General features: G+C 58.7%; 20 protein-coding genes. 13 read left to right on the forward strand and 7 right to left on the reverse strand.

Features of this window, described 5'->3' with window-relative positions:
* The first annotated feature begins 13 nt into the window (after positions 1-13).
* The 5 genes from IFT58_RS11680 to IFT58_RS11695 all read left to right on the forward strand — a co-directional run bounded on the left by IFT58_RS11680 (position 14) and on the right by IFT58_RS11695 (position 4,394).
* A complete protein-coding gene (locus IFT58_RS11680; RefSeq protein ID WP_192095071.1) occupies positions 14-724 on the forward strand; it encodes a hypothetical protein in 711 nt (236 codons plus the stop codon).
* A 160-nt stretch (positions 725-884) separates the two neighbouring features.
* Positions 885-1,052: a hypothetical protein gene (locus IFT58_RS11685; RefSeq protein ID WP_192095073.1), complete on the forward strand. Its 168-nt coding sequence runs from the start codon at positions 885-887 to the stop codon at positions 1,050-1,052.
* Positions 1,053-1,165: 113 nt separating this feature from the next.
* Positions 1,166-1,288 carry a hypothetical protein gene (locus tag IFT58_RS18945; RefSeq protein WP_274603062.1) on the forward strand — a complete coding sequence of 41 codons (123 nt, stop codon included), beginning with the start codon at positions 1,166-1,168 and terminating at the stop codon, positions 1,286-1,288.
* A gap of 144 nt (positions 1,289-1,432) precedes the next feature.
* Entirely contained in the window at positions 1,433-2,506 is a 1,074-nt protein-coding gene (locus IFT58_RS18820; RefSeq protein ID WP_192095075.1) for an ankyrin repeat domain-containing protein, read from the forward strand.
* Positions 2,507-2,657: 151 nt separating this feature from the next.
* On the forward strand, positions 2,658-4,394 hold the full coding sequence (locus tag IFT58_RS11695) for a type IV secretion system DNA-binding domain-containing protein (RefSeq protein WP_249405679.1): 1,737 nt from the start codon (positions 2,658-2,660) through the stop codon (positions 4,392-4,394).
* Positions 4,395-4,416: 22 nt separating this feature from the next.
* On the opposite strand, the gene IFT58_RS11700 is transcribed toward IFT58_RS11695, so the two are convergent.
* A complete protein-coding gene (locus IFT58_RS11700) occupies positions 4,417-4,899 on the reverse strand; it encodes a GIY-YIG nuclease family protein (protein WP_192095077.1) in 483 nt (160 codons plus the stop codon).
* 74 nt (positions 4,900-4,973) lie between these two features.
* Here IFT58_RS11700 and mobF point away from each other — a divergent pair, with 74 nt between their 5' ends.
* The 3 genes from mobF (at position 4,974) to IFT58_RS11715 (ending at position 9,554) form a co-directional block, all read left to right on the forward strand.
* Complete coding sequence (mobF, locus tag IFT58_RS11705; RefSeq protein WP_192095079.1) at positions 4,974-7,889, forward strand: MobF family relaxase; 2,916 nt, start codon at positions 4,974-4,976, stop codon at positions 7,887-7,889.
* Positions 7,890-7,947: 58 nt separating this feature from the next.
* On the forward strand, positions 7,948-8,619 hold the full coding sequence (locus IFT58_RS11710) for a hypothetical protein (protein ID WP_192095081.1): 672 nt from the start codon (positions 7,948-7,950) through the stop codon (positions 8,617-8,619).
* Between the two features lie 179 nt (positions 8,620-8,798).
* Complete coding sequence (locus tag IFT58_RS11715; RefSeq protein ID WP_192095082.1) at positions 8,799-9,554, forward strand: DUF5677 domain-containing protein; 756 nt, start codon at positions 8,799-8,801, stop codon at positions 9,552-9,554.
* A 73-nt stretch (positions 9,555-9,627) separates the two neighbouring features.
* On the opposite strand, the gene IFT58_RS11720 is transcribed toward IFT58_RS11715, so the two are convergent.
* The 3 genes from IFT58_RS11720 to IFT58_RS11730 form a co-directional block, all read right to left on the reverse strand.
* A complete protein-coding gene (locus IFT58_RS11720) occupies positions 9,628-10,107 on the reverse strand; it encodes a GIY-YIG nuclease family protein (RefSeq protein WP_192095084.1) in 480 nt (159 codons plus the stop codon).
* Positions 10,108-10,238: 131 nt separating this feature from the next.
* On the reverse strand, positions 10,239-12,083 hold the full coding sequence (locus tag IFT58_RS11725) for a YadA-like family protein (protein ID WP_192095086.1): 1,845 nt from the start codon (positions 12,081-12,083) through the stop codon (positions 10,239-10,241).
* Positions 12,084-12,150: 67 nt separating this feature from the next.
* Positions 12,151-12,918, reverse strand: coding sequence for a M15 family metallopeptidase (locus tag IFT58_RS11730; RefSeq protein ID WP_192095087.1), 768 nt, complete (start codon positions 12,916-12,918; stop codon positions 12,151-12,153).
* 314 nt (positions 12,919-13,232) lie between these two features.
* On the opposite strand from IFT58_RS11730, the gene IFT58_RS11735 reads away from it, so the two are divergent.
* The gene (locus IFT58_RS11735) at positions 13,233-13,730 is read left to right on the forward strand and encodes a hypothetical protein (RefSeq protein WP_042613147.1); all 498 of its coding nucleotides are present in this window, start codon (positions 13,233-13,235) and stop codon (positions 13,728-13,730) included.
* A gap of 69 nt (positions 13,731-13,799) precedes the next feature.
* On the opposite strand, the gene IFT58_RS11740 is transcribed toward IFT58_RS11735, so the two are convergent.
* On the reverse strand, positions 13,800-15,044 hold the full coding sequence (locus tag IFT58_RS11740; protein ID WP_042613148.1) for a site-specific integrase: 1,245 nt from the start codon (positions 15,042-15,044) through the stop codon (positions 13,800-13,802).
* A gap of 529 nt (positions 15,045-15,573) precedes the next feature.
* Between IFT58_RS11740 and IFT58_RS11745 the strand changes: the two genes are divergently transcribed.
* Positions 15,574-16,398, forward strand: coding sequence for a hypothetical protein (locus tag IFT58_RS11745; protein WP_192095089.1), 825 nt, complete (start codon positions 15,574-15,576; stop codon positions 16,396-16,398).
* 177 nt (positions 16,399-16,575) lie between these two features.
* Here IFT58_RS11745 and IFT58_RS11750 read toward each other — a convergent pair whose 3' ends face one another.
* Complete coding sequence (locus IFT58_RS11750) at positions 16,576-17,604, reverse strand: DUF4365 and DUF1817 domain-containing protein (protein WP_197974613.1); 1,029 nt, start codon at positions 17,602-17,604, stop codon at positions 16,576-16,578.
* Between the two features lie 282 nt (positions 17,605-17,886).
* The gene (locus IFT58_RS11755) at positions 17,887-18,468 is read right to left on the reverse strand and encodes a hypothetical protein (RefSeq protein ID WP_192095091.1); all 582 of its coding nucleotides are present in this window, start codon (positions 18,466-18,468) and stop codon (positions 17,887-17,889) included.
* A 162-nt stretch (positions 18,469-18,630) separates the two neighbouring features.
* On the opposite strand from IFT58_RS11755, the gene IFT58_RS11760 reads away from it, so the two are divergent.
* From IFT58_RS11760 to IFT58_RS11770, 3 genes are all read left to right on the forward strand, one after another.
* A complete protein-coding gene (locus tag IFT58_RS11760; protein ID WP_192095092.1) occupies positions 18,631-19,821 on the forward strand; it encodes a site-specific integrase in 1,191 nt (396 codons plus the stop codon).
* On the forward strand, positions 19,778-20,188 hold the full coding sequence (locus IFT58_RS11765; protein ID WP_192095094.1) for an IS30 family transposase: 411 nt from the start codon (positions 19,778-19,780) through the stop codon (positions 20,186-20,188). Before IFT58_RS11760 ends, IFT58_RS11765 begins: the two co-directional genes overlap by 44 nt.
* Before the next feature lie 163 nt (positions 20,189-20,351).
* Positions 20,352-25,616: an RHS repeat protein gene (locus IFT58_RS11770; RefSeq protein WP_249405687.1), complete on the forward strand. Its 5,265-nt coding sequence runs from the start codon at positions 20,352-20,354 to the stop codon at positions 25,614-25,616.
* The last annotated feature ends 3 nt before the right edge of the window (positions 25,617-25,619 follow it).

Raw genomic sequence — 25,619 nt, forward strand, 5'->3', positions numbered from 1 at the left:
GGAGCCAATCAGCATGAACCACACCGAGAAAGACCAACAGTTCCGCGAACGCATGGCCGCTTCCACGAGCGAGGACGCCAAGCAATGGACCTCCCTCGACCGGAAAGCCGAGAGCGAGCAGCGCGACGTGGATAAGATGCAACGCTCGCTGAACAAGCGCCTTGATCCAGAGCGCATCACCCAGTTGGAGGAGCAGGTTCAGAGCCTGGGCCTTCAACGCCACGAGATGGAGGTGGCCGGCCGCCCCGGCCTCTTCCTTCGGAAGCAGCGAGCCGAATACGACGAGAAGCTGCAGGGCATCGAGACCGGCCTGAAGGAAGCACGCAAAGACATCCGGGAATGGTCCCGGCAATCCGAGCCGGAGGTGGTAGCCAAGCACCAGGCGCGCATGCAAGGCAAGCAGGACGAGCTCAACGAGACCGTGAAGCAGCGTCAAGGCCTGGGCATGCTGCCCTCGGAAGAGAAAAAGCAGGAGCAGCGCGTCGATGGGGCGGTCGAGACCCCGATGATGCGGGTGGACGAATGGCGGAAGAACCGTCAAGCCGCGCAGGGGAGAGACGGTGGCACGGAGGCGAGCGTGCCCCAATACGGACATGGCAAGTTCGGGTTTGCCACCTTTGCTGCCACCGCAAAGGCCGAGCAGGAAAAGATGCGCAAATACGAGAGCGAGTTCGACTGGCAGAAGCAGGATCGCGAGCGCCAGCCCAACGTCTTCCGTCAGTGAAGACAGAGGCTTCCCACAAAGGGCTCCTCGGGGCCCTTTGTGTATGCAGCGTCGAATCATGAGTGGTCCGATCTACCCATAAATGCAACGTCAAAAGCAGCTTAAGGCAACAGCAAGGATCGGGGTTTGACAAAGGGAAAAGCGGACGCATGCTGAAGCAATGAACAACAATCCCAAGCGATTTGCCAGGCCAAAACGAACCGCCGTCATCAATGCGCGGGTTGAGCCCGAGTGCCGTGAAGCCTTGGAGGCGTATGCGCGCAAGCATGGTTACTCCCTGGCCGATGCCCTCTCGCGACTGATCAAAGAACATCTCATCAAGCAATAGTTACGGCGTTGACTAAAATGGAAAACTGTCGAGCGCTTCTCATTTTCGCGCTTGCCAATGTGTGCATTTGTGTTTGACTGGGTTTACACAAAACACAATCGAGGGAGGTCCTCATGCATATTTTCGCTGACGCTTATGAGTTTTCGGTAGACAACGTGGGAAACCTGTTGCTCACGCTGGGTGGGATTTCCGTGGTGAGCTACGTGGTCGCAAACGTCGCCGGCTGGATGGCATGATTGCCTGGATCCGCGCGGATATGGAGCAAATGGATATGCACAACGTCGTGTTTGTGCTTCAGGTCGGTTTTATTGTCGGCGTTGCACTCTTCCTGAAAGTTTGCGGGTGATTGCCAAACCGGGAAAAACCGGTATGCAATGGGGATGGAACCCCACATTGAAAATCGAGCAAACCTGAGCGGGGGCGATTTTTTGAATCGCCCCCATGAGTCGTTGTTCCACTCAATCATGCGTCCCCTGACCCTTGCCCGGTTCTACGGGAAGCACCACGAGCAGCTGGCCACGTCCGACCCCAGACAAGCGCTGGCGTTGGCCGAGCAGTTCTGCCGTCAGGCCCAGGTCGCTGGCTTGGACACCTGCACACAGGTGGGGTTTGACTGGGTGATGACGCCCAGCCGGTTCTCCAATCGGATCAACCTGGAGCTGGGTCAGGGCGGCCATGCCACGCTGGTCCAGGTTGAACCCAACCTTTCCCCCCACCAGTTGGATGCGACAATCCATACCGGCCTCATAGGCCATAAGACGCTCGCCCAGGTCTACGCATTGCTGCCCAGTGATCAACGGGACGGCCTCTTGTCAGAACTGCGCGAATCCATAGACCAGGTTCAGGGCAACCGCATCGCCGCCGATCGGCTCCAAGCCCTTCGGGCCCAGCCCGAGCTGCCTTCGCCACCCCAGCCGCGTTTGGACATTGCCCGCGTGCTGCAGCGCTTCGAGGTTCCCGAGCAGCAGGCCAAGGCGACAGAAAAGCACCTCATCGCGACCTACGGCGACGCGTTGACACGGATGCATGGGAGCCAGGTGATTGCTGCTGCCCATGCGCGTTCTCCGCACTTAGGGCTCTACGGAGCGCCTTGGCAGACTTGGCTTTGCGAGCACGCAACGACGGGGTGCCTCGATGGGGTGGAGGCGTGTTTGGGTATGCAGGCCGAGCCCAATGTCCCCAACACCAATGGTGAGATGCCGCTACACCTTGCTGCGCGCCACGGCCACCCCGGCATCGTTCATCGGTTGATTCGGGCCGGCGCGGATCCAGCCTTGGGCAACCCCCTTGGCGAAACACCTCTCCACGTTGCCGCCCAACACAATCATGCGCGTTGCTGCTTGGAGTTGCTGGCTGCAGGCGCGGACCCCGGGCATTTGGACCGGGAAGGGCGGAAGCCTGGTGACGTGCACCGGGGAAGGGGGAAGGGGCGTGAGCAAGCCTTCGGTCTTTGACTGCTGGAGCTGGACGGTCCCATCGAGCATCGAGCCAAGCCGGGACGTCCGGTATTGGCCCCAGGCCTTGCTGTCCGGGGTCTGCGTCGCCACGGTGACGTATCCAGCCGCGCTATGGCTGGGCTGGCAGATTGGGAGCAGACACACCCTCATGAACTACAGCCAAGGCCTCACCGGAAGCCTGGCGGCGCTGGGCAACCTTGCCACCGGCACCATCTCCCTGCGTGAGCCGGCCAGCGCGTTCTGGGAGGTCGCCCGCGAGCAGGCCACCTTCGGCACACTGGCGAGGATTGGAGTTGCGGCAGGGTTAGCTGGGTGGGCGGCTGCGTGGGTCACCCGCCGGGGCCTCATCCCTCGCTCGAACACCTGGCACGTATCCGGTGCTCAACTGCTCCAGGGCAAAGAAGCGCTGACTGAAGCTCGCCGGCGTTCGCTCACCAAGAAAGAGCGGGAAGACGAGGTGCATGCCTTGTCGCTGCACCCTGATTGGGTGGTCTCCAAGAAGCTTCTGGCTCGTCACATGTTCCTTTACGGAAGCGTGGGCTCGGGCAAGAGCGTCATCCTCAAGCACCTGCTGGAGCAGGTGGTGCGGCTGAACAAGAAGGCCTTCGTTTATGACATCAAGGGCGACTTCACCTCCATCTTCAAACGGCCGGCGATTGTTTGCCCGTTCGACAAACGCAGCTGGGTCTGGGACGTGGGTAGGGACGTAGCTACCGTGACCCAAGCCGCCGCGTTTTCCCAGTCAATCATTCCCAGCGAAGAAGGATCTGGGGCGTTCTGGGCTTCCGCAGCGCAAGCGTTGTTGGAAGGCTGCGTGCGCGAGCTACAAGCGACGAAAGGCAAGGACTGGGGGTGGTCAGAACTGGCCGAGTTGGTTGCCCGACCCGCTGAACAAATGGGGGAGGCCATGACGCTCTACTACCCGCGTGCAGGAGCGCTGATTTCCAATCCAGACAGCAACACCACCTCCAGCTGCATGGCCGTCCTCGCCAACGGCACCGCGGTCATCGAGCGCTTGGCCTTGGCCTGGCCGGGGCGAAAGCCGGATCGCATGTTCTCCATGTTGGATTGGATCAAAGACGACTACACGGGGCGCAAGCAGGTCATCGTTCAATCAGGGCCGGACGAGGTGCTTGCGCGCAGTTACATCTCGGCCATGATCAACGTCGCGGTGCCAGAAATCATTGGGCCGAGCCTGCCGGATGATGAAGCCGGGCGATTCCTGGGGTTCTTCTTCGATGAGCTCACATCAGCTGGCAAGCTCAACATCGAGCCATTGCTGGCACTGGGCCGCTCAAAAGGCGTAGTGGCCTGCATGGCCGTGCAGGACTGGAGCCAGGTTGAGAAGGTCTACGGCGACAAGACAGCCCAGGCATTCAGTGGGTTGGTCGGCACACACATTGTTTGCCAGTTGCAGGTCGGCGAGACGCGAGAAAAAATCAGCCGGAACCTGGGCAAGCGGACCGTTGCTTGGCGCACGCATGACGACAAGGCGGCCATCCACGAGGAGAGCAAGGCGATTGTGCCACCAGGCCGGCTCACGGACGATCTAGGCTTCCGCAAAGGGAAGGCCTACCGCAAGGAACACTGGGGCATCCGGGCCATCGTGCAGAGCTCCGGCGATTTGTTGTTGTTGTCCTGGCCGGGCGTCAGCTACCCGAAGGTCCGAGATGGCCAGAAACGTGCGAAGTGGACCAAGCAGGGCGCGCAACCGGTGCAGAAAAAGTCCCTGCCCGAAGCCAACGCGCAGAGCGCCGCGGAGGTCCAGCGCGTCCTGAAACTGACCGCCGATCAAGCCAGCGCAGAGCTTCAGAAGCGGGGGGCAACGCCGCCGAAGCTCCGTGCCGTCAGTCACGATGAGCTGGAACACATCTTCCGGAAGTAGATCAATCTCGCTCTTCCTCATCCTAGCCGTAGCTTGGTGACAAGAACTCGAAGCTCTCAAGCCGGTCGCAGCTGATGCAGTGATACATGTGAGAAGCGTCTTGGAAATGCATGCCGCAGAAAGACCCGCAAAACGGGCAGCACTCTTCGAACTCCAAGTCACCCCAGTTCCAGACACCCATGTATTCGGGTATGCCATCTCGGTCATGACCTACGATGGCGAATGAGTCCTCCGTCGTCCCCACAAAGCCGTCAATGCCAAAGTGCGAGAGGATTGGGAGGACATCCGCTGGGTCAATGTGAAACCACTCGCCGGGGCCTCGCTGAACGTTGAAGTGTTCGTGGATCTCTCTCTCCACGCGGACGTCGTCGTCGGTGCGGATCCAGCCGAGCAGCAACAGCTTGCGATGGTTCCCGGTTTGTAGATTGCGACGGCGCCGTTCGATGTCTTTGGCTCGACCAATCTTGACCAGATCGTCGGTGTCTTCAATGAAGAAATAGATCATCCAGGCCTCCGAATCCCATTGCTGATTTGAGCATTTTTGCTATGAATTGGGGGACACCTGTAGAGGAGAGCCCCATGTTCAACGTCACCGCATTGACCGCTCAAGGCACGGACAACAAGTCCGGTGCCGCCGTGGTCGAATACCTGATGGCTACCGAGTATTACCTCGACAAAGACGGAAACGCGCAGGGCACCATGGCGTGGGGCGGCGAGATGGCCGCGCACCTCAACCTGCTTTCTGCCGCGGTGACACGCGAGACAATGAGCAAGTTGGCCGAGGGGTTCGACCCACTGACGGGGAGGGCGCTATGCCAGAACGCAGGGCACAAGGGGAGGGTGCGGCCAAAGGTGGACAAGAACGGGGATCCCGTCATGGATGCCCAAGGCAAGCCCGAGGTTGTTGTCGTCGGTGGTCACCGGGTCGGCTACGACGTCACGGTGTCATCGCCCAAGGACGTGGGGATCCTGTTTGCGATGGAGTCGCCCGAAAAGCGCGATGCCGTGCTCAAGGCGCATCAGGCCGCTTCTGCAACGGCGATGAACCGGCTGGAATCGATGGTCGAGACCCGCCGCGGGAAAGGCGGCAAAGACGTGATCGGCGTCAGCGGCTTGGTGTGGTCCAGCCACCAGCACTTTGCCGGGCGAGACCTGGACATGGATCTCCACACCCACCACCTGGTCTACGGGGTGGCGTTGGGCGAGGACGGCAAGGAATCGACCTTCGATGCCGTCGAAATCTACCGGCATGCCCGGGCCATGGACGAAATCTACAAGCTGGAGCTCTACAAGAACCTTCAGGACTTGGGCTACCAGGTCGAGCACGTCCGGGAGCTGGACGACGACGGCAAAGAAACCGACCGATCCTACGCACGCCTGGCCGGCATCGACCAGGACGTCATCGACCACTTCAGCAAGCGCCGGAAGGCCCTGCTCGAATACGCAGAACAGCATGGGGTCACCAACCAGCAGGCGAACAAGGCCACCCGCAAGCACAAGCACGAGCCCACGTATGCCGAGCTGGTGGAGCATTGGCAGGAGGCCTTGAAGGGCTTCGACCTGACCCCCGACAAGCTCAAAGCAGCTCAAGGCAGCCTGGACCAAGTGGAGCACAAGAGCGACGCCGAGTTGCTGGAGCTACTGCATCAGAACGAGGCGGTGTTCAACGGCATTGATCTGGTGCGGGTGCTGGGGATGGAATACGCGGGCAAGTTGGACGCGGCCGGGCTCGATGCCCGCATTGAACAGTTCAAGCAAGACAATGGCCTGGTGCTGGTCAACGCCGAGCGCCTGGCAGACGAAGACCGGGGGCTGACGCTGGCCCGCAAGCACACCGAGGATCGGTTCTGCGCCCCATGGATGCTGGAAGCGGAGCAGGCGGTGGTGGACATTGCCAACCGCCGGGCCAATGAGACCCAGCACCACGCCTCGCAGGCCACGGTGAATCGCGTCATCGAGGACTACCAGCAAGTCAAGGGTTTCCAGCTTACGCAGGAGCAGTTGGTGGCCGTGAACCACATCTGCCGAGGCAGTGGTGGAGTAGCGAACTTGAGCGGCCTGGCAGGCACGGGCAAGACCACGATTTCGGAGCTCTACAAGGAGGCCCTGGAATCCGAAGGCATGGTGCTCTTGGGGGTGTGCGTGTCGAACAAGGCCGCCCAGAAGCTTGAAGCGGAATCGGTGGTGCCCTCCACGTCTATGGCCCAGATGCTGTTCGATTTGGATGAGGGGAAGCGCTTGCTTCAGCCCAACGACGTAATCGTGATCGATGAAGCAGGCATGGTGGACACCCGCGACACCCGAGCCTTGTTGGCCTATGCCGAGAAAGCGAAGGCCAAGGTCATCCTCCAGGGCGACGCAGAGCAGTTGCAGCCCATCGGCGCGGGATCCGGCTTTCAGCTCACCAAGCAGGCGGTGGGCGACGTGAAGTTGACCGAGATTCGCCGGCAGGCGCGGCAGGAGGACCGCGAGACGGCAATGGGATTCTATGCTCGGGACGAGAACGGCAAGGTGATCGATCTGAAGAAGGGCACCCGCAGCCGGCAACAAACGCTGGACATGGGCGAGGAGCAAAAAAAGCGGCTGATGGACTCCATCGTGGAAGCCCACTCGCAGGAGAAATCCATCGAGCGCCTCGTGACCGACTACTTCAAGAACAAGGCCCCGTTGGACGACAAGCTGGTGCTGGCGCATAGCCGGGCCGAGGTGGGCGCGCTCAACGCCGGGATTCGCCAAGGGCTGAAGGAGCGCGGCGAGATCGGCACCGATGAAGTGGTGGTGGAGGGGCGCGTCAATGGCCGCAAGTTCGATCTAGCCTTGGTGGAAGGGGATCGGGTGATGTTCACCGCAAAGAACGTGGAGCTGGGGGTGGTCAACGGCACCCAGGCTACCATCCAATCCATCAAGCCCTCGCGCTCAGGCGGCTACGACATCACCGGCACGCTGCGGTCAGATAACCCCAAGGAGAACGGGCGTAAGGTCGTTTGGAACACGCACGAGCACAAGGCGGTGGTCCACGATTACGCCGTGACCGTCCACAAGTCACAGGGGCAGGGCAGGCGCGAAGTGTTCCACCTCATGAACCTGGGGATGATGGACAACGCGTCGTCGCTGGTGGCCTTTACCCGGCTCACCAAGGGGAGCTACAAGCTCTACGGGACCTACGACGACGTGGAGCAGCTCAATAGCCGGTTGGGGCTGGAGCGATTGAAGGCAACCGTGCTCGATGCCGGGGTCAAGGAGCGGCAGGGGGCCATGCCCCCAGCCCAGAGTCCCAGGACACAGGCCGGGGCTCTTCAAAGCAAGCTCGATGCGCTGTTCCACGAGCACAAAGAAGGGCAAGAAACACGACGGGCAATGAGTGACGGCGAGCGCAAAGCGCGCCGCCTCTTGGAGGTTTTCGATCATGGCCGTCAACGAGCGACCATACCACCAGGATCTCTGGAAGGGGCCCGGATTCCGGCCTCACGGCTACAGCAGGGACTGGGGCGCTGACGACATGCGGGTGCGTTATAGTTCGCGGAGAGCCGTGTGGTGCTCAAGGAGAACCAGCTTGAAAGCGAATGGATTTGGCGGATCGGTCTTTGCCGGAGCGATGGGGGCTTTGCTGGTGGCTTGCCAGCCCGGTGGCACACCGGCACCGGTCGGAACTGCCCCCGTTGCGGTCGACAATAGCCCGCAGGTTAGTAGCCCGGCGGATGTTCCTTCAGAAGCTCCCTCTGCTTCGAGCGTCGAGGAAAGCTCCGCTATCGCTAGTTTCCGGAAGTATTGCTATGACACCCAGAGCGATACAGCGAAGGTGACGCGGTTAATTGAAGTTGATGCATTACAACCTGCTGACGAGGCGGCCAGCGGCTACTCCAGGGCGCCTCAGCGAGGGCGGCGACAGATGTATACGCTCCCGTCGAAAGGAAATGGGACGTCATCGTTCAACCTCGTGATCAACAACTTGGGAGTGTGTGGTGTTCAGGTCAGTGGTGAGGCAGCGGCCGTGCTGGAGGCGGATATCATCAAATCGTTCAACGCCTTCCGTGTGCCTGCCCCGCAGAATCCCGCAGTCCGCGCCGGCGTTTTCATTCCCTACGGTTCATCGGTTAGTGAACAAGACGTCCGTAGGCACGGATTGATCAATACCATGACATCTGACGCCAAGAGCGTTGCCATGGTGATCTATATCCCGCCATTGCAGGCCGAAGAGGTCTTGGCGAACGCCCGTGGACAGTAGAGTGTTCGCTGACGGCTGTCGTTTTCTGACAATAGCCATCTCTCGTTTTCGCTCTCAACCAGTTCGAACGGGATGATTCAGTGATAAGAGGAGCAGATTCAATGTCTGGGCAGTGTCTTGATCCCATCAACGGCCGGGGTCCATACATCGAAAAGATGCTTGGTCGCCATGCTGAGTCCTTGGAAATCACTGGCTCTCTTGCAACTGCTGGTGAACTCTTCGTCGCCAAGCTTGAGATATCGGCCGACGATCCGCATCAGCTCATCCCTACCTGCCTTCTCATCAGGCAGGTGTCAGCGCTTCGTGCGCTGGCCCTCTTGGCAGTGAACGGGTTCTACACCGAAGCGCTGGGACACCAACGAAGCCTAATGGAGGCGCTGGCCCGTCTGTCGGCTTTAGTAGCTCGCCCTGAGTTGCTTCAGGACTATCTGATCCAAGACGTCTTGAATCGGAAGAAGATGTTGGGCGACATCCTCAACTTCCGCCAGGACTGGCCGCCTGAGATGGTTCCCGAGCCGTCGGATGAGGAGTTGCGGCAGGAAATAGCAGAGGCTACCCACCGTTTGACCCACTTCAAAGATCAGCAAGGACGGACGGCCCGTGACATCAAGACACTTGATTGGGCTCAGATAGGTGGCGTGGATCAGCTGATGTATGGCAGGTTCGTCATGGCCTCTGAGGCGCTTCATTTTTCACCGAAGTCTTTGGAAGGCCTGTTGGTGACCAACGGGGACGTTCTAGAGTCGATACGCATAGGTCCGGAGGAAAGGGACTTTGATCACCTTCTGATGACGTCCTGTCGCTATGTTTTCGTGGGTATACAGCGGCTTGCAAACCATCTGGGCGTTGACCTTCTGGGCGATGTGGAAGATCTGTATCAGCGTTTCAATACGCTTGATGAGCGGATGGCCGACGATGCGCTCCGCGAGGAGTGAAGTCAGCACATCGATCATGGTGATGCCTGATTCGCGAGCTCAGAGACGGTAGTGGCCTGTTCCGGCGGCATACCTAGCGCAGGACGATGCGTGACGACGACAGCGCCAATGCGAGCAAAACGGGGTAGAGAAACAGCCACTTGAAGGCACCCCAAAGCAGGCCGTTGCTCGTCGCTGCATGCCGTCCAAGTGCTGGTGCGCGTGCTGGCCACATGAACCCATGCGCCAGACTTTTCATGTGCCACGTCGTCCGCCGACGGGGATCCCGGATGAGGACGCCCGGCGGCTTGGAGTAGATCCGCCAGCCTTTCTGAAAGGCCTTGTAGCGCCACGCAAATTCGTGCTGCTCAGCGTCGGCCTGGGTTCCGGTCATGCTGGAGAGCGGAACAAAGGAGAACGTTTGTCCCTGCCAGCCTCCGCGACTACTCCGGTGCTGCTGCTCCCGTTGCCTCAAGTCCACGGTTTGACCGACGTAGCAACAGCCATTGGAAAAGAACAGGGCGTAAAGGTGCCGGGTGCGGGGCAAGTATTTTTGGTTGCGTTTCCAGGCCAAGGGTCCTCCATCAATGGGTATACCTACATACCCATAGAGGAGAATCCGGGTTCGTCAAGCGGCCCAACGAACAAGGGCCCCGAAGGACCCTTGCCGAGATCAATCACCTCCTTTGTCCACCTCGCAATCGTTCAACGCCCCAGGTTGATGCTGATCCCGAACCCGGCCACCGGCTTGTTGCCGGAACCGAAGCTAACGCCAGCCGAGACGCTGACCTTTTCAGACACGCGAGCCCCCCACCCGACGCTCAACGCCGCCTCGCCGCCGCTGAACCCGACGCCCGCGTTGAGGTTGACCTGGCCGATGGCGGCCCCGCCGCCCTGAGCAGCCGCGGTTGCGGCCTGGGTCATGGCGCCCATCTGCGCGCCCAGGGCATTGATGCGGCGATCCTGGTGGCGGAACCGACGGTCGGTCTCCGTCCAGCGGTCATCCCAGACCTGCTGCACGTCGTAGAGCTGTCCGCCATTGACGGCATCCGTCGATCCGCGCTCGATACGGCCGTTGGCTACAGATGTCACGCGCTGGTTGCCTGCGTCCACGCCCGCCGCGGTGACCGAGGGACCGCCTTGAACCTTCATGCCTTGGGCGTTGACCGTGGTGGCACCGACTTGGACCGAGCCTGCGTCAGACAGCTGCACCTTGTCGCTGACCGAAACCGTTTGGCTTCCGTCCTCGTTGGTGGTGACTTCGACGTTCCTGCCCGCCTTTGCAGTTGAACCCGAGCCGGTCCCGGCGGTTCCGTCCACGCCATCGTTGCCGGCAGGCCCTTGGATCCCTGGCTCCCCTTTCAGGCTTGCCAGCCAATCGTGCTCATTGCCCTGGAAACCGTTGGCCAGCGCCACCTCATAGGCGCTCAACCCATCCCCGCCACGCGGTCCGGGCGTGCCCGAGCCGCCCCCAGGGGTTTGCTCAATGGTGGTGACGCGACCATCCAGATCGGTCAGGGCGTCGCCCACATTGTTGTAGGTGTTGCCGCTCTTGAAGGTGTAAGTAGGAGCTGCGAAGACACCGCCTGCATAGGAGGCTCCCCCGCCCAGTGCCGAAGCAACCGGCTGCAGCTGGCCCACCGTGGCCGCGTCGTTGTTGGCCACGCCCGCCGTCACGTTGGTAACGCGGCGAGTGCCTTGAGGTCCACCAGCGCCCACGGATACCGTGTCTGCCTCCCGGCATTCCGATCCCTCGCCCAGCGCAACGCAGTTGTCTGCGTAGGCGCCAGCGTTTGCTCCGAGCACGGTGACTTTGAACAGCCCATCCCCGGTTCGGCTGGATGCACCAACCACTGTGTTGTCCTTCCCATTTGTTCCGGCGAGGGAGCCAACCACGGTGTTGCGCACGCCATGGGTGGTTGAGCCGCCGCCGACGACGGTAGAGTTGTAACCATTGGTTTTAGTGTCAGTGCCGATGGCGATCGCCGCTGCATACTGGGTCTGCATCGGATCGCCGTAGCCTTGTTGGCTGTGATTGCGAGTGGTGGCATTGGTGCCGACGGCAACCCCATCGACGTAAGGGATGACGCCCGATTGACCGTAGTTGCTGTAGAGGTTGTTGCTGTTGGCGCCGTTGCCGATGGCGACACCTCCGCTTGCGGACGCCTGGTGTCCAAAGGCGGTGCCTCCCAGTGAAGCGAATCCAGACGTGCCGACCACGGTGGATCCATTGTCTCTAGCGACACTGTTAGCACCCACAGCCGTTCCGTTCAGGCCGACATCAGCGTTGGCACCGACCGCAGTGCAGTTGTCCCCCTGGGTTCCTTGCGCCCCAGCGCCTATGGCAGTGCAGTTGATACCACCAGCGTTGGCATTGGCGCCGTCGGCAGTGGAGTTGTCCCCCGTGGCCCGAGCGTTCTCACCCGTGGCGGTAGAGTTGACGCCGCTGGCGACTGCACCTGCGCCCGTGGCGGTTTGGGCGTGAGCCGGCGCAACAAACAAGGCTGCGCCGATCAATGCAGTTAAAACAGCTAGTCGATGCGGAAACATTCAAACCCTCCCGAGTTATGGATTGATACTTAAATCCATAGCAGGGGATTTCATTTGCGCAAGCCGATCAGGCGATCTTTTTCCAAGTGTTAGGAAAGGTTGCCGAGCAAACCCGACCCGGGAACATCCATCGCCAGGACATTTGATTTTCACTGCCCCAAGCCAGGCACGCTGCTTCCATTCCGGGCGGGCACCAGCTCGGCGCAAGTGCTCGGGCAAGCACGTAAGAAGAAGGTTCTCCTGCTGCTGCGAAGACGGGGAGCTTTCGGCCGTGGCGATACGCCCACTTGGATTGGCCGCATTCCGCTTTCAACTCGACATGCGGGTAATCACGGGGGGCAGTCCAGCGCCCGCCCCAGTTCAGGCCAACCATTTCTGACAGCTCACCGAACCGCATGTAACCCGCCAGCACGTGGGGATCGTCCAAGTCCCAGCTTGGCGCTCCGTTGATGAACACCCCGGCGTCCAGGGCCAGCCCGTAGTTATGACAGGATCCCCAGGATCCCACGCTCGTCACCCCACTTGCCGAGGCCAGCAGAGCGGCTTGTCGCTCCGGACTCCGATAGCCTTCCACCACGCGAATATCAAACCCCTCTGCCGCCAATTGCGCCAAGACGGCTTCCACTTTTTCACGCAAGGCAGGCGAGACCCCTTTCCAGATTCGCTCTTGCTTGGGATGAAAGAAACGGTAACCGGGGCCGTGTTGCTTTGGGGTTGTCCAACCCAGAGAGGGTGGCGTTGGATTAGAGGGGGTGGGTTTGATGGTTGAACAACCGGCCATCGCCATTAAAGCGATGGCCGCTGACGCGGGAAAAGATTTGCTGCGGGGTTTCATGCTTTCCTCCCAGAAAGATATGGATGCTCTCAGGGGTATTCGAATTTAAGGAAAGCGCAAGGGGTTTGGATAAAAAAGCCCCCGGCAACCCGGGGGAGGAGACCTGTCGCCGAGGGCTTAGTGAGGCAAGGGACGAACTAAAAGGCTCGCCTCGTTTGAATCGATAACATAAATGCCCCGAACGTCAAGGGGGGCATCAACGGACACTGCTGCGGTTTCCCTGCGACCGAGAAGGCTCATCGGTCTCTGCGGATCCGCGTTGTGGAACCACTGTTATGGGTTAGCATCTGGGCTCACACCCCAAGGATGAGACCATGACTGAACAGAACCAGGACAAGTCAAAGGAAGATCTCTTCAAAGAGTTCATTTACAGCCTAGCTGCGGCAGACGCAGTGGCTGATAGGGCGGCCAACACCCTGGACACGTATGGACCTTACGTGGCTCAGGTTGTAAGGGAGACATGGACGGCGTTGCAAGGTATGCCGTTGATGTTCTTTGCTGGTCACAGTGGGATGGCGGCCCATGTCGAGCTCGAACCGGTGCAACGTGCAATTCAGCGCGCTCGGTGTATCAACTGTCGCATCGCCTCGATCCGCTGGAAGCTAGTAGCTCACATTTCCTCGCTCGATGATGTGCAACCACCGGCACCTAATTTGTTGGCGGCCGAACTCGCGCTTGGCATAGCTGAGCAGGGGAGCGATGATGCCTTTAATGGATTCGTTGACTCGGTGCTTCAGAAGGATCTGCTAGAGAAGGTAGTGAAACCGGCGTCGCCTGGTGCGCCAGCTGATCCCACGACCGGTCGTTTCTGAACGATGCGCTGCCTCGGCTGCCCTTCCAGCAGAAGGGCGGTCAGGGCGGTGAGCTCGGGAAGTCCAGCTCTAATTTTGCTGTTTAGTTCTGCCACTAGACTTCTGTCGATTCTTTGTCCTAATGGCTGCTTCCAGATCTGCTGCCAAGTCTTCAACTTTCGGATTGTAGTAGCGCATGAGCATCTGAGCGGTCTTGTGACCGGAGATGCGCATAACCTTCTGTAAAGGGAGTAGGTTGGCGAGTTCAGTCAACCGCGTGTGTCTTAGATCATGTAGGGTTGCACCTGTTACGCCCGCGGCGTGGCACGCACGCTCCCAAGCTTGCGTGAGGCTGTCCGCGGCGATTGGCGAATTACCTTCGTCAACCGAGAAGACGGGACCATGTCCTGGGTTGGCCGGCACTGGATGGTTCTTCAGGGTCTTGCCATGCCGAGCTAGCCATACGGCGTGGTGCTCCGCCGTAAGCGTATTCAGCGCACTGACCGCGTCCTTGGTCAGCGGAATTGTGCGGCTGCTTACCTGGCCCGCTATTGGATTTTTAGTGTCGCGGAAGATGGCTTGAGGTGTCCCTTCAAGGCTGACGTCCTCCCATCGAAGCTTGACGGCCTCGCCACGTCGACAGGCGGTCCACCGCATGAACAAAATGGCGGCTCGGGTGGCTGGACGCATGGGTGCAAGACAGTCGAGGATGGACCGCCATTCCTCCGGTGAAACCACGCGTTCACGGCTATTGCTTATGGCAGGTTTGGTGGCCTTCAGTAGCGGGTTTTCCTTCAGCGAGTAGTGCCACTCTTCAATGGCGGCCGTGAACACTTGAGATACGACGGCTTGGTTCCGGCGCACGGTAGCCGGTGCGAGGAGGTAAGTCTCGTCAAGGGTGTGGCCCATGCCAAGGGAGGTCATTCCGAAGTCGCGTGGTAAGAGATCCGCCACAGGACGGTTGCAGAGCTTTGGAAAGCGTTCTTGAATCGACCTCAAAAGCCGCTCATCTCCCTTCCCGGCTTTCTTCTTCGGGCAGATCTCGGCGATGTAGCGGTCGATCCATTTTGAGAGAGTCTGCGTGCCCAGCAGGTCAGAAGCGGGGCGCTTCTCAACATGAAGGGCGGCGCGTTCGCTGGCGGCGAATGCGGCCGCATGCTTGAACACTGCGGCTCGGCTGTCCGCAGCAACTGAGGCGGACAGCTTGTTGTAAGGGAAGGTCCTGTTGATTCGGTGAATGTTGCCGGCCGCATCCTGGCGTTTCACGCGGACCTGCCAGGCGCTGCCGCGGTCGTAGACCCCTTGGCCTGTCAGTTCCTTCTTGGGGCGAGCCATGCTTGATAGTCCCTATCATTAGAGGTGACTAGTTTTCCCAGAATTTTCCCTGTTCGTCAATAAGTAATTGATATTTAGTGGTTAAAAGGATGTTAGCTTATATTTCGTAATGCGTAGGTCGTAGGTTCGATTCCTATTTCCGGCACCAGCTACAGCAAAAAGCCCCGGCCTTGGTCGGGGCTTTTTGTTTGTGGGCAATCGGAAGTCATTGACTGGTGCGGCATTTGTTGCGAGCCGATCGTCGCAAGCATCAATGCTGCTCGTTGCGGAAGGTTTGCATCCGTATGGGTGTTGTGGGTCGCATTCGGAAGCCTGGCTTCCAAAGCACTTATGCCTGAGCAGGGTCGGACCCTGACCCAATAGCTCGAAGACATGAAGCTTGGAGCTTCAGTTTGCAAGAGCGAATGCAGCAAAGTGCGGCATCAATCCCCTAGACTCGCCTTTAGTCGCCAGGCGATTGGAGAGAGCAGCAATGGGCTATCAGCTGTGGACATCGCCGGTAACGGGATATCGACGTCACGGCACACGATTGAGCGATTTTAACGAGGTTCTTGGCGGCAGGGTGCTGACGAGTGACATCTGTGAACCGCTGAAATGCTGTGCCGCTGGAGCGCCTGCTGATGAAATTCGTGCTGAGCTCGAGCGACTTGATTTCACCATTGCTGGAGTGAGAGAGCATGAGGGTGGTCCCGTGATTGGCTATGTGGAAGGAGCGGCCCTTCTGCATGGCGAAGTACGCGATCATCTCCACGATCTAACAGAGGTCGCGGCCATTCCAAAGGCCACGGATATTGTTGCCCTACTGCGGATACTCAAAGATAGGCCCTTTGCGTATGTGGAGGGAGAGTCCGGCATCGAGGCAATTGTGACCTGGGCAGATATCAATAAACCCATGGTTAGGATTTACATTTTTGGCTTGATATCAATGCTGGAGATGCATCTCAGCTTTTGGGTGGCTAACGTATACGGCAAGGACGAATGGAAGCGGGTGCTTACGGATGGCAGAGTCAAAGCTGCCGCTGTTGTACAGGATGCCCGTAGAGAGATAGGTCAAGAACTGCCTCTAATTTACTGTCTACAACTATGTGACAAACGGAAGCTTATTCTTCATTCTGACGAACTAGTGGGCTTGCTGTGTTTAGGCTCAAAGAAGGCGGGAAGGAGGTTCTTTAAGGGTGTCGAAGTGCTAAGAGATGCACTTGCCCACAGTCAGTACGATTTGGTGGTGGCAAATGCATGGGGGGATTTGCTGATTCTCATTGCTCAGATACAGGGTGTATTGGCTCTATCTGACGCTCAGGTTGAAAATCATGCGGAGAAAAGCTCCAAAGGATTTTCCGGATCTCTCTGGTGAAATGTTTTTCATGCAGTGGAATGAATATGAGATAGTCATATCTGCATCAGCTGAATTAAGTCTATGGCATTGGCTCGGGTCTTCGCGAGTTATCTTATGACGAGCAATTGCACTGGGGTTGCATGCTGAGCTTGACATCGGCCGAGCTCGAGCAGTGCCTGCAGTCCGGCCGAGTGATCACTTGGCCGGACCGCGTTTCATGGAACGCCCGCGCCAGATTTCAGGCCATACGGCGGCGGCTGCTGCTCTACCAATCCGCTCGTTCTCTTCGTCAGACATCCCCAGCCAGTCTGTCATTTCATTGAGGCCGGGCCAATGACGGTCAAGAAAGGCTGATAAGTACTCAAGATCAAGCTCCAGCGTGATCTTTTCACTATTCTTCGTTCTAACTTTGATTGGACTCTGGCAGGCGGCAAGTATGGTTATTGTTAAGCCTGGCTCTTCAGTTCGCGCAAAATAGAATAGCTCAGGGAGTGCGAAATCTAGAAGGGGTACAAAAAACCTAACTTCAGGAATTTCATAGAGCTCGCGCGGATCATCTTCATATCCGGAAAAATATATGACCACTTTGCCCTGCGCTTCTCGCGCGAGCTTCTTGGTTCTCTTTAAGCTGTCAAATAGATTTCTCGCAAAATCCACTTTCCGCGCTAAGACATCCTTACGAGGAATGTGCAGGGCGATAAATCCGCTGCTGCGGATGAGCTCGGCATGCTCTGCTGCCTCTCTGTGTTTCCCGATATGGTCATTGGTTGGTGTGCAAAGTGCTGTGATTGCGTTCTTGGAAGTGCTCAGTTTGTTGCTAAACGGAACTTCGATGGTCCATGATCCCTGATTATGTTCTGTCTCTGCTGGGTCAAATAGCCGCCAGTAACATTGATCATTCTTGGGGTGGGACAATATAAGTAAGATGGGGGCTGGGTTGTTGCAGTAGTAGTTGAAGTGTTTGATTTCACCTCTGAAGATGTAGCTAGATTTTGTCTTCTGTCTGAAATATGTCGCGCCGTGCTTTATCTGAACGGCAATGACTTGGCCAGTCACTGAGCCGTCTTCCATTACCACGTCGATGTAACCATCTATTCCAAAATCGTCCTCTTGATGTGTTCGGCGAAATAGCCAGCCGAATTCAGTTACTACTCTTCCCACATTTTCCACGCCCTTGTTCCCGATGCGTGATTGAAGGCTAATCTTAGGGTAATTGTTGTTCATAGGGTTGTGCGTTCTAGTCCCAAAGGGAGTGATCGACCTATTGATGTCTGACCGCTGCGCGTGTGACAGCGTTGCTGTGATGATCCATCGTTTGTTTGCTGATTTTTACAGGTGACCATCAGTGGCTGCCATCTCTTCGCGAAGAGTGGTGCAATTAATAATTGGGATTCGTATTTGCTGGTTGAGCTTTACCGGCGCTGTTCAATCCTTTGATTTTTCTTAATTCAACAATCGCATGATTGTATGAAATTTCGTATAATACCTGGATACTATGGAAGTGCCTCAGTTCCAGAGGCTGATGACCTCTGAAATGGCAACAGTAGCCATGATGCCCAAGGCGATGAGGAGAAATAAAAACATATATTTGCTGAGCGGTCTGAATATCCTGTACGCGCCTTCTCCTTTCTTTACTCTTTGCCACTCAGTAAAAAGGAGTATGCGACCTTCCTCTTGGAATTCGGTCAGTAGGTCAGTGCTGCCTGTTTGCAGAGTGCGCTCGCTCCATTCCTTGTTGTCGACCTTGGTGAGGAGGTAGATGACGGACTGATGTTTATTCGGATCTAGGCGCATTCGCAACATCGCGATGTTCCTTTTTATTGAAAGCATGTCTTCTGCAAATTCTATATGTATCTGGGGTTCCGCTGTTCCCTGCGCTCTAAGTCTTTTTGATGATGCTTGAATATGGAGGCATCTGGATGAGATTTCAGCGATCTCTGCTCTGACAGTGTCCATCCAGGCGAGGCGGAAGTCGGAGATCTTCGCGTCTTTGGATAGCGTAGCGGTCAGGAAGGTCACACCTGCGGCGACGGTGGCGGCGATGACCGTTCCGATTGCTGTCCATAGCTCTTTTGAGGGAAATTCCACTTTGCCGTCCTGTTTGATCTCCTGGGAAGTATCGGCTGGGAATGGCGAACGCTTTAGCCCTTGCTTTCTTCCACCTCGTCATAGCGCGGTCGATCCTTGTCCAAACACCGCCTCGCATCCTGTCCTAAGTTGCTCTTATCGTCACTTACGGACAGTCGCTCAATGTCATCCGCCCTTACCAAGCGCATCGTTCTTACGTCAGAGCCCCGAGATCGCCCCTATGAGGTTAGGGACGCCCAGGTTCGCGGCCTTATTCTTCGCGTGCAGCCCTCTGGGCACAAGGCTTGGATCGTGACCTGGGCGCACGGTAAGCGTCGTACCTTAGGTTCAGTCGAACATCTGTCACTTGATCAGGCCCGCGACCAAGCCCGGCAAGCCGTTGCTGAGTACGTTCAGTCGGGATTGCCGACGCTCGCGAAGACCAAGCCCACCAGTTGCACGCTCGAAACGCTGCTCAACGATCATTTCGAGCCTTGGGCGATAGCTGAGCTCAAGGGTGGTCGCCAGTACCCGGACCGCATCCGATCGGTGTTCCCGTGGCTGTTGCGCCGTCAGATCATCGAGATCGACGTACCCACAATGGAGCGATGGTGGCGCGGGCGTGTCGCTGGACCCGACGCCGTAACCAGGGCAACCGCAGCGCGCGACTTTGCTTGTTTGCGGTCTGCCTTGTCTCGCGCCGTGGAGTGGAAGCTGATCGAGACGAGCCCCTTGATGGGCATGCGTCAGCGGTCAGCAGCTAGCCGCAAGGTGGTTCGGTTCCTTTCCCCAGATGAGGAGGCGATGCTCCGGGCCGCGCTGGCAGCGCGCGATCTAGCTGGGGTTGAGGGAAGAGCAAATGCCAACGCTTCTCGTCGCCGGTATCGGCAAGCGGTTCTGCCTGATTTGCCGATGGACGGGTATGTCGATCACCTAACGCCCGTGGTTCTTACAGCCATGAACACCGGTATGAGACGGGGTGAGCTGCTGTCGATGACATGGGCCGACATCAACTGGGAAGCAAAGATGCTCACCATCCAGGCGGAGAACGCCAAGTCCGGCAGGCAACGTCACATCCCTCTGAACGTCGAAGCCATGGAAGTCCTGCAGCGTTGGGCCGGTCAAGCGGGCGAGCGACGCGCGGGCAAGGTATTCGAGGTGAGCGACATCAAAAAAGGGTGGGGCAAGCTGATCACTGATGCCCGCATCAAACAGTTCCGGTTCCATGACCTACACCATCACTTTGCATCGTGCCTGGTGCGGGCGGGAGTGGACTTGAACACTCTGCGAAAGCTCTTGGGTCATGCAGATATCACTCTGACGATGCGGTATGCGTTTTGTGATCCTTTGCAGGGTGGACGGATGCCCAGCTGAAGCGCCACTGGAGGATTTCAGTCGCCAAATGAAGAAGCTGCCCAAATCCACGCGTACCAGTTTGACCTATTACCGAGGCACGGAGCTGACGTGCTACCCAGAGCTGATGGACCTCTTGGATATCGACGTGTGGTTTCCTGATCCACACGCGCCTTGGCAGCGTGGCAGCAACGAGAGAACCAACGGATTGCTTCGGCAGTTCCTGCCCAAGGGCATCGATCTGCCCTGCGCGAATCAGGAATATCTCAACCACGTTGCGATGCCCATCAGCACGCGAACACGTCAGGGGCTGGGCTGGAAGACACCCGCCGAAGTGATAGACAAAGAGATCGCTGAATCCAGATCACGTGTTGCGCTCACTTCTTGAGACCGCCCTGCCTTCTCCGGCTATATCGATGGATTGCTCAGAACACGCCTGCGGGAAAAAATTGCGACCCATGCCCGTCAAATCATGCTCCTAATGCCCTAGCATAGAGATCACTCACACAGGCATGGACGCGTTGACAGCCGCATGGGTTGGTCACGTGAAGATGAAGATCGAGGAGATCGCAGGGATGAAGCATCTTGCATGGAGCACGCGTTTTGGGATTACTTTGGTCGCAGCCACATGCGCCACCCAAGCGGTTGCCATCGAGCCGTATCAGGAGTACCGCAAGCACATCGAGTCTGCGCAGAATCTAACGGCGCTCAAGGACGACCTGATGGGCGACAGCGTCAGTCCTTACAATGGACAGACGGAGTTTGCGGTCACGGACATCAGCCTGCCGGGCAACAGCGCGCTTGCTGTCCAGTTGCGCCGGCGATTCAGCATCGAACTCGATCTTGTGGGTGACACCACCTTCAATGCGAATATCGACGGTGTGGGTGGCTGGGAGATCGATGTCCCCCATATTTCGGGAACGTTCCCAACGTCGGGATGGGCCGACGACCGCTGCAGCGGACACATGGTTCCCTCTTATCCATCTGCATTCCAGCTGACGGAGATATGGCAGGGCAACAAGGTGCACATCCCGGGACAGGGTGACCGCGCCATGCTCGGACTCAATGCGGATTCACCACGTCCAGACGATGGTATCGCTCGGAAATGGACGACCATGCAGCGAGATGCCATCGACTGCATTCCCATGCAGGCAGGACTTTCAGGGGAAGGATATCGCCTGAAGACTACCGAAGGCGTAGCGTATTACTTCGATATAGCCACCAGCCGACTGGCCGGCACCCTGGACAGATCGATGGGGGAGGGTGGTCGCGCCCGGGTGGGCCGCGTTCGCAGGTATCTCCAGGCCAGCAAGGTCGAAGATCGTTTCGGGAACTGGGTCCAGTACGCGTACAACGCTGAGGGGCGGCCGACGAGGATCTGGTCCAGTGATGGACGCGAAATCACGCTTGTCTACGAAGGCGAGCACCTTGCCACGGCGACGGCGAACGGGAGGAGCTGGTCCTATGCCTACGGCGCGGTCGAAGGCAAAACGCGCCTGACGTCGGTGACGCAGCCTGACGGGAGCGCTTGGACCTACGGTTACTCGAGTGCGCTGGTAAGCGAAACGCCCGTGTGGGATGGCAATTCACGGCCCGACTGCGCCGAGCAGCCCGTTGAAGCCTTTGGTGCGCTTACCATGGTGGTGGGCCATCCATCGGGCGCAAGCGGAACATTCAATTTCCGCAACATGCGCCACGGGCGCAGTGGCGTGCACAGGAGCACTTGTCTCCAGCGCGTCAGCAATGCGGATGCCTCCACAGGCGTCTACTACTACATTCTTTCCACGCCGAACTTCTTTGATGTCGTTTCACTTACGGACAAGACAATCTCTGGTCCGGGGCTGCCGACGCCGCTGACCTGGTCATACAGTTACGGGAACGGGTTCGAGCCCCTGTGGGGAAGCGCTGGCTCACCCGCGGTTTATCCGTGCACCACCTGTAAGCAGGAAAAAAGCGTAACCGTCGCTAATCCTGACGGAACGAGTACGGTACACCGCTACGGCAGTCAATACGCCCTCAATGAGGGACGGCTGCTCGGGACCAGCACCCTAGACGCGACTGGCAATGTGGTGAGCACGCGGTCCAGTGTTTACATGTCAGCCGCCGAGGTCGCAGTGCAGCCCTTCGCATCCGCGTATGGCTTGATTTACGGTTCGGATGACCCCAGTACGGCGCAGGTGCGGCCCGTCGTGGCCGAAGCGATTGATCAGGATGGCGTCAGCTATCAGACCAGCATGCTTTCGTTTGATGGGTATGCCCGACCAATCCGAGTCAATCGGTCCAGTGCATTGGGGTCACGAACAGATGCCACGACTTATCAGGATAACTCCGCTCTGTGGGTTCTGGGACAGCCCGCGACGCAGGTAAACGAAGACACCGGCTTGGTTCCGTCTGAGACGCGTTATGACGAACTCATGCGACCCGTCGAGGAGCTCGCTTTCGGTGTGCTGAAACAAAGTCTCTCGTATAACGCGGATGGCACCGTCGCCACGGTTGCCGACGGCCTTGGACATGTCACTGCTCTGCACGACTGGAAGCGTGGGATGCCACAGAGCATCACCTTCGCTGACGGGGTGTCGCAGTCTGCGGTTGTTGATGACAATGGCTGGATCGGGTCGATCACCGACGAGAACGGTTCGGCAACGGTGTATGCCTACGACGCGATGGGGCGCATTGCCAGTATTGACTGGCCGGCCGGTGACAGCGTTGCTTGGGCTCGCACGACACAATCGTTCAGCCAGATCGGAACGGATGAACATGGCATCGGTCCCGGCCATTGGCGCCAGGATGTCGTCATGGGCGGTCTTCGGAAGCACGTCTACTTCGATGCATTCTGGCGTCCCGTGCTTACCGAAGAATACGACAATGCGTGGCGCCCTGAGACGCAGCGTTTTCAGCGATTCGCCTATGACGAAGCGGGCCGTCAGGTCTTCTCTTCCTACCCGGGAAGCAGCACCGCACTCACTGCAGGCACATGGACGACGCATGATGCGTTGGGCAGAGTTCGCGCGGTGTCGGTGGACGCTGAGTCCGGGCTGCTGACTACGCTGACCGAGTACCTCGGTGGCGGACAGATCAAGCAGACAGACCCGCGGGGCAATGTAACAACCACACAGTTCCAAGCCTTTGGTGAGCCGTCTACGGAAAGCCCCGTGGCCATCTCACATCCGGAGGGCACAATCACCGAAATCAACCGGGACATTTTCAGCAAGCCGGTTGCCATTGTGCGGAGGAATCTGGACGGCAGTGTGCGCTTAGGCCGGAGCTACGTTTACGACAGCGGCCAGCGTTTGTGCAAATCGGTGGAGCCGGAGACCGGCGCGACACTTCTGGCTTACGATGCGGCAGACAATCTGATCTGGAGCGCAGCCGGGATGGATCTGGCTGACGTCACAACCTGTAGCTTGGACTCGGCTACAGCGGATGTCCGCAAAGTTTCCCGTGGGTACGATGCGCGGAGCCGTCTTGTTTCTTTGCGCTTCCCGGATGCCAATGGCAACCAAGACTGGGCGTACACACCGGACGGAAAACCAGCCACCGTCACCACGCTCAATGAGGCGGGTGCGACGCAGGCATTGAACACGTACACCTACAACAAGCGAGGCCTGCTGACAGCGGAAACGTCCAGCGACAGTACCTTGGGTATCCAGTCGCTTGGTTACGCTTACGATCCACTTGGCGCAGTGGCTGGGCTGACCTACCCAAGCGGGCGGTACGTAGATTACGCGCCCAACGCGCTCGGGCAGGCAACCAAGGCAGGGGATTTCGCTACCGGCGTGTTGTATCACCCAAATGGTGCGATCAAGCAGTTCACCTACGGAAATGGACTGGTCCACGGCATGGAGCAGAATGCGCGCCAGCTGCCTGCCAGAACAAGCGACAGCGGTGGCGCACTGGACACGAGCTATGAGTACGATCCGAACAGTAATGTTGGTCGTATCGTTGATCACCTGGATGAAAGCCGCACCCGCACGATGACCTACGACGGATTGGATCGTCTGGTAGAGGCGGCTTCGCCGTCATTCGGCGGTGATGGGTTATTCCGGTACTCCTATGATGCCGTGGATAACCTCCGCAGCGCCAATCTTGCTGGAATCAAGGATCATGTGTATTGGTACGATGCAAATAATCGCCTCGCCAATGTCCAGGACAGCGGCGGTGCCACGACGATTGCCCTGACCTACGATGTCCAGGGGAATGTGGCCATGCGCAGTGGCCTGGGTTACTCGTTCGACTTCGGCAATCGACTGCGTGCGGTGGCTCAGGCGGAGCAATATCGCTATGACGCACAGGGTCGACGGATTCTCTCAACCGCTGCGGACGGCGGAACGATCCGCTCGCTTTATGGGAACGACGGTATCTTGCGGCGCCAGGACAATGCCCGGACGGGGAAGAATACCGAGTACATTCATCTCAATGGGAGCCTCGTCGCCCGAGTGAGCCAAGTGGTTGCGCCTGTCATGCCGGTGCTGAGCGCACCCACATTCAGCAATGACGGTGCCTATGCGCTTAGCTGGACCGCAGTGCCGCTGGCGACCCGTTACGAACTGAGGGAACAGTCAGATGAGCTGGCTTGGACCACGGTCTATGACGGCCCCGAGCTTGGCTGGTCAGTCAGTGCGAAGGAAGAGGGAACGTTTTCGTACAGCGTACGTGCGTGTCAGGCAGCGGCCTGCAGCAGCTGGAGCGCGACCGCTTCGGTGTCCGTGCAGAAGCCGCCGGCAGGTGGCGTGGCCGTTTCCCTCGCCCCCGTTTCGCTCAACGGCACGTATGTCGTGTCTTGGAACAGCGTTCCCGGTGCGGCGACGTACCGGCTTGAAGAGGATGCCGGCGGCGGCGCTTGGTCCGTGGTGGCAGACGCTGCTGCCAACAGCTTCACCGCTGCCGGCAAGGCAGCAGGCATCTACTCCTACCGCGTTCAGGCGTGTAATCCAGCTGGCTGCGGACCGGTGTCCTCACCGGCCTCCACGACCGTGGTTTATCCACCGGCGGGAATCGTCGGTGTTTCGGTGCCGGGGGAGAGCCTCGGCGGCGCCTATACGGTCGAGTGGTCGCCGCTTGCGGATGCTACCCGCTATGAGCTCGAGGAGAGCGCCAACGGCGCAGCCTGGACGGCCGTGGCAACGCTGGCGTCCACCAACCAAGCCTTCAGCGGGAAGGCATCGGGGAGTTACGCCTATCGTGTGCGCGCAGGCAATGACGCAGGGTGGGGTGCGTATTCGGAAGCGGCGACTGTTGCGGTCATCCAGCCGCCCGTGGCGCCTGAACTCTCCGCCCCGGCCGGCTCGGCGGACGGAACGGCAGTCGTCAGTTGGACGCCGGTTGCGATGGCAGTGAATTACGTGCTCGAAGAGAGCGTAGAAGGTGCGGCGTGGGCTGCGATCCAGAACGACGGATCCACGCAGGCCTACCGATCTGGCCTTGGTTTCGCAACGTATTCGTATCGGGTGCAGGCGTGCAATGCAGCGGGGTGCAGCGGTTACTCGAACGTTGCTTCGGTGGCCTCGAACCCACCGCCTGCCACACCCACCATCACGTCCTCGGTCCAGTATGTGTGGCTCGCAAATGGCGCTCGAAAGATCCGATGCGAGGCGTCCTGGACCCCAGTGACTGGCGCAACGAGCTACGAGTTCCAAGCCTACGGCGGAAGTACGGAGTACGTGGGGCCGCTGACCTCGATCAAGGCCGAAGGCTCAGCCTACTGCGCGATCAACCACATCATCCGGGCATGCAATGCGAACGGATGCTCGGCTTGGTCCGATCCACCGAAGGATCAGCCCGTGGTGGACCTCGGTGACCTGACGAACCCATGGTGACGG

This window comes from Stenotrophomonas sp. CFBP 13718 (genome assembly GCF_014842145.1).
Taxonomy (GTDB): domain Bacteria; phylum Pseudomonadota; class Gammaproteobacteria; order Xanthomonadales; family Xanthomonadaceae; genus Stenotrophomonas.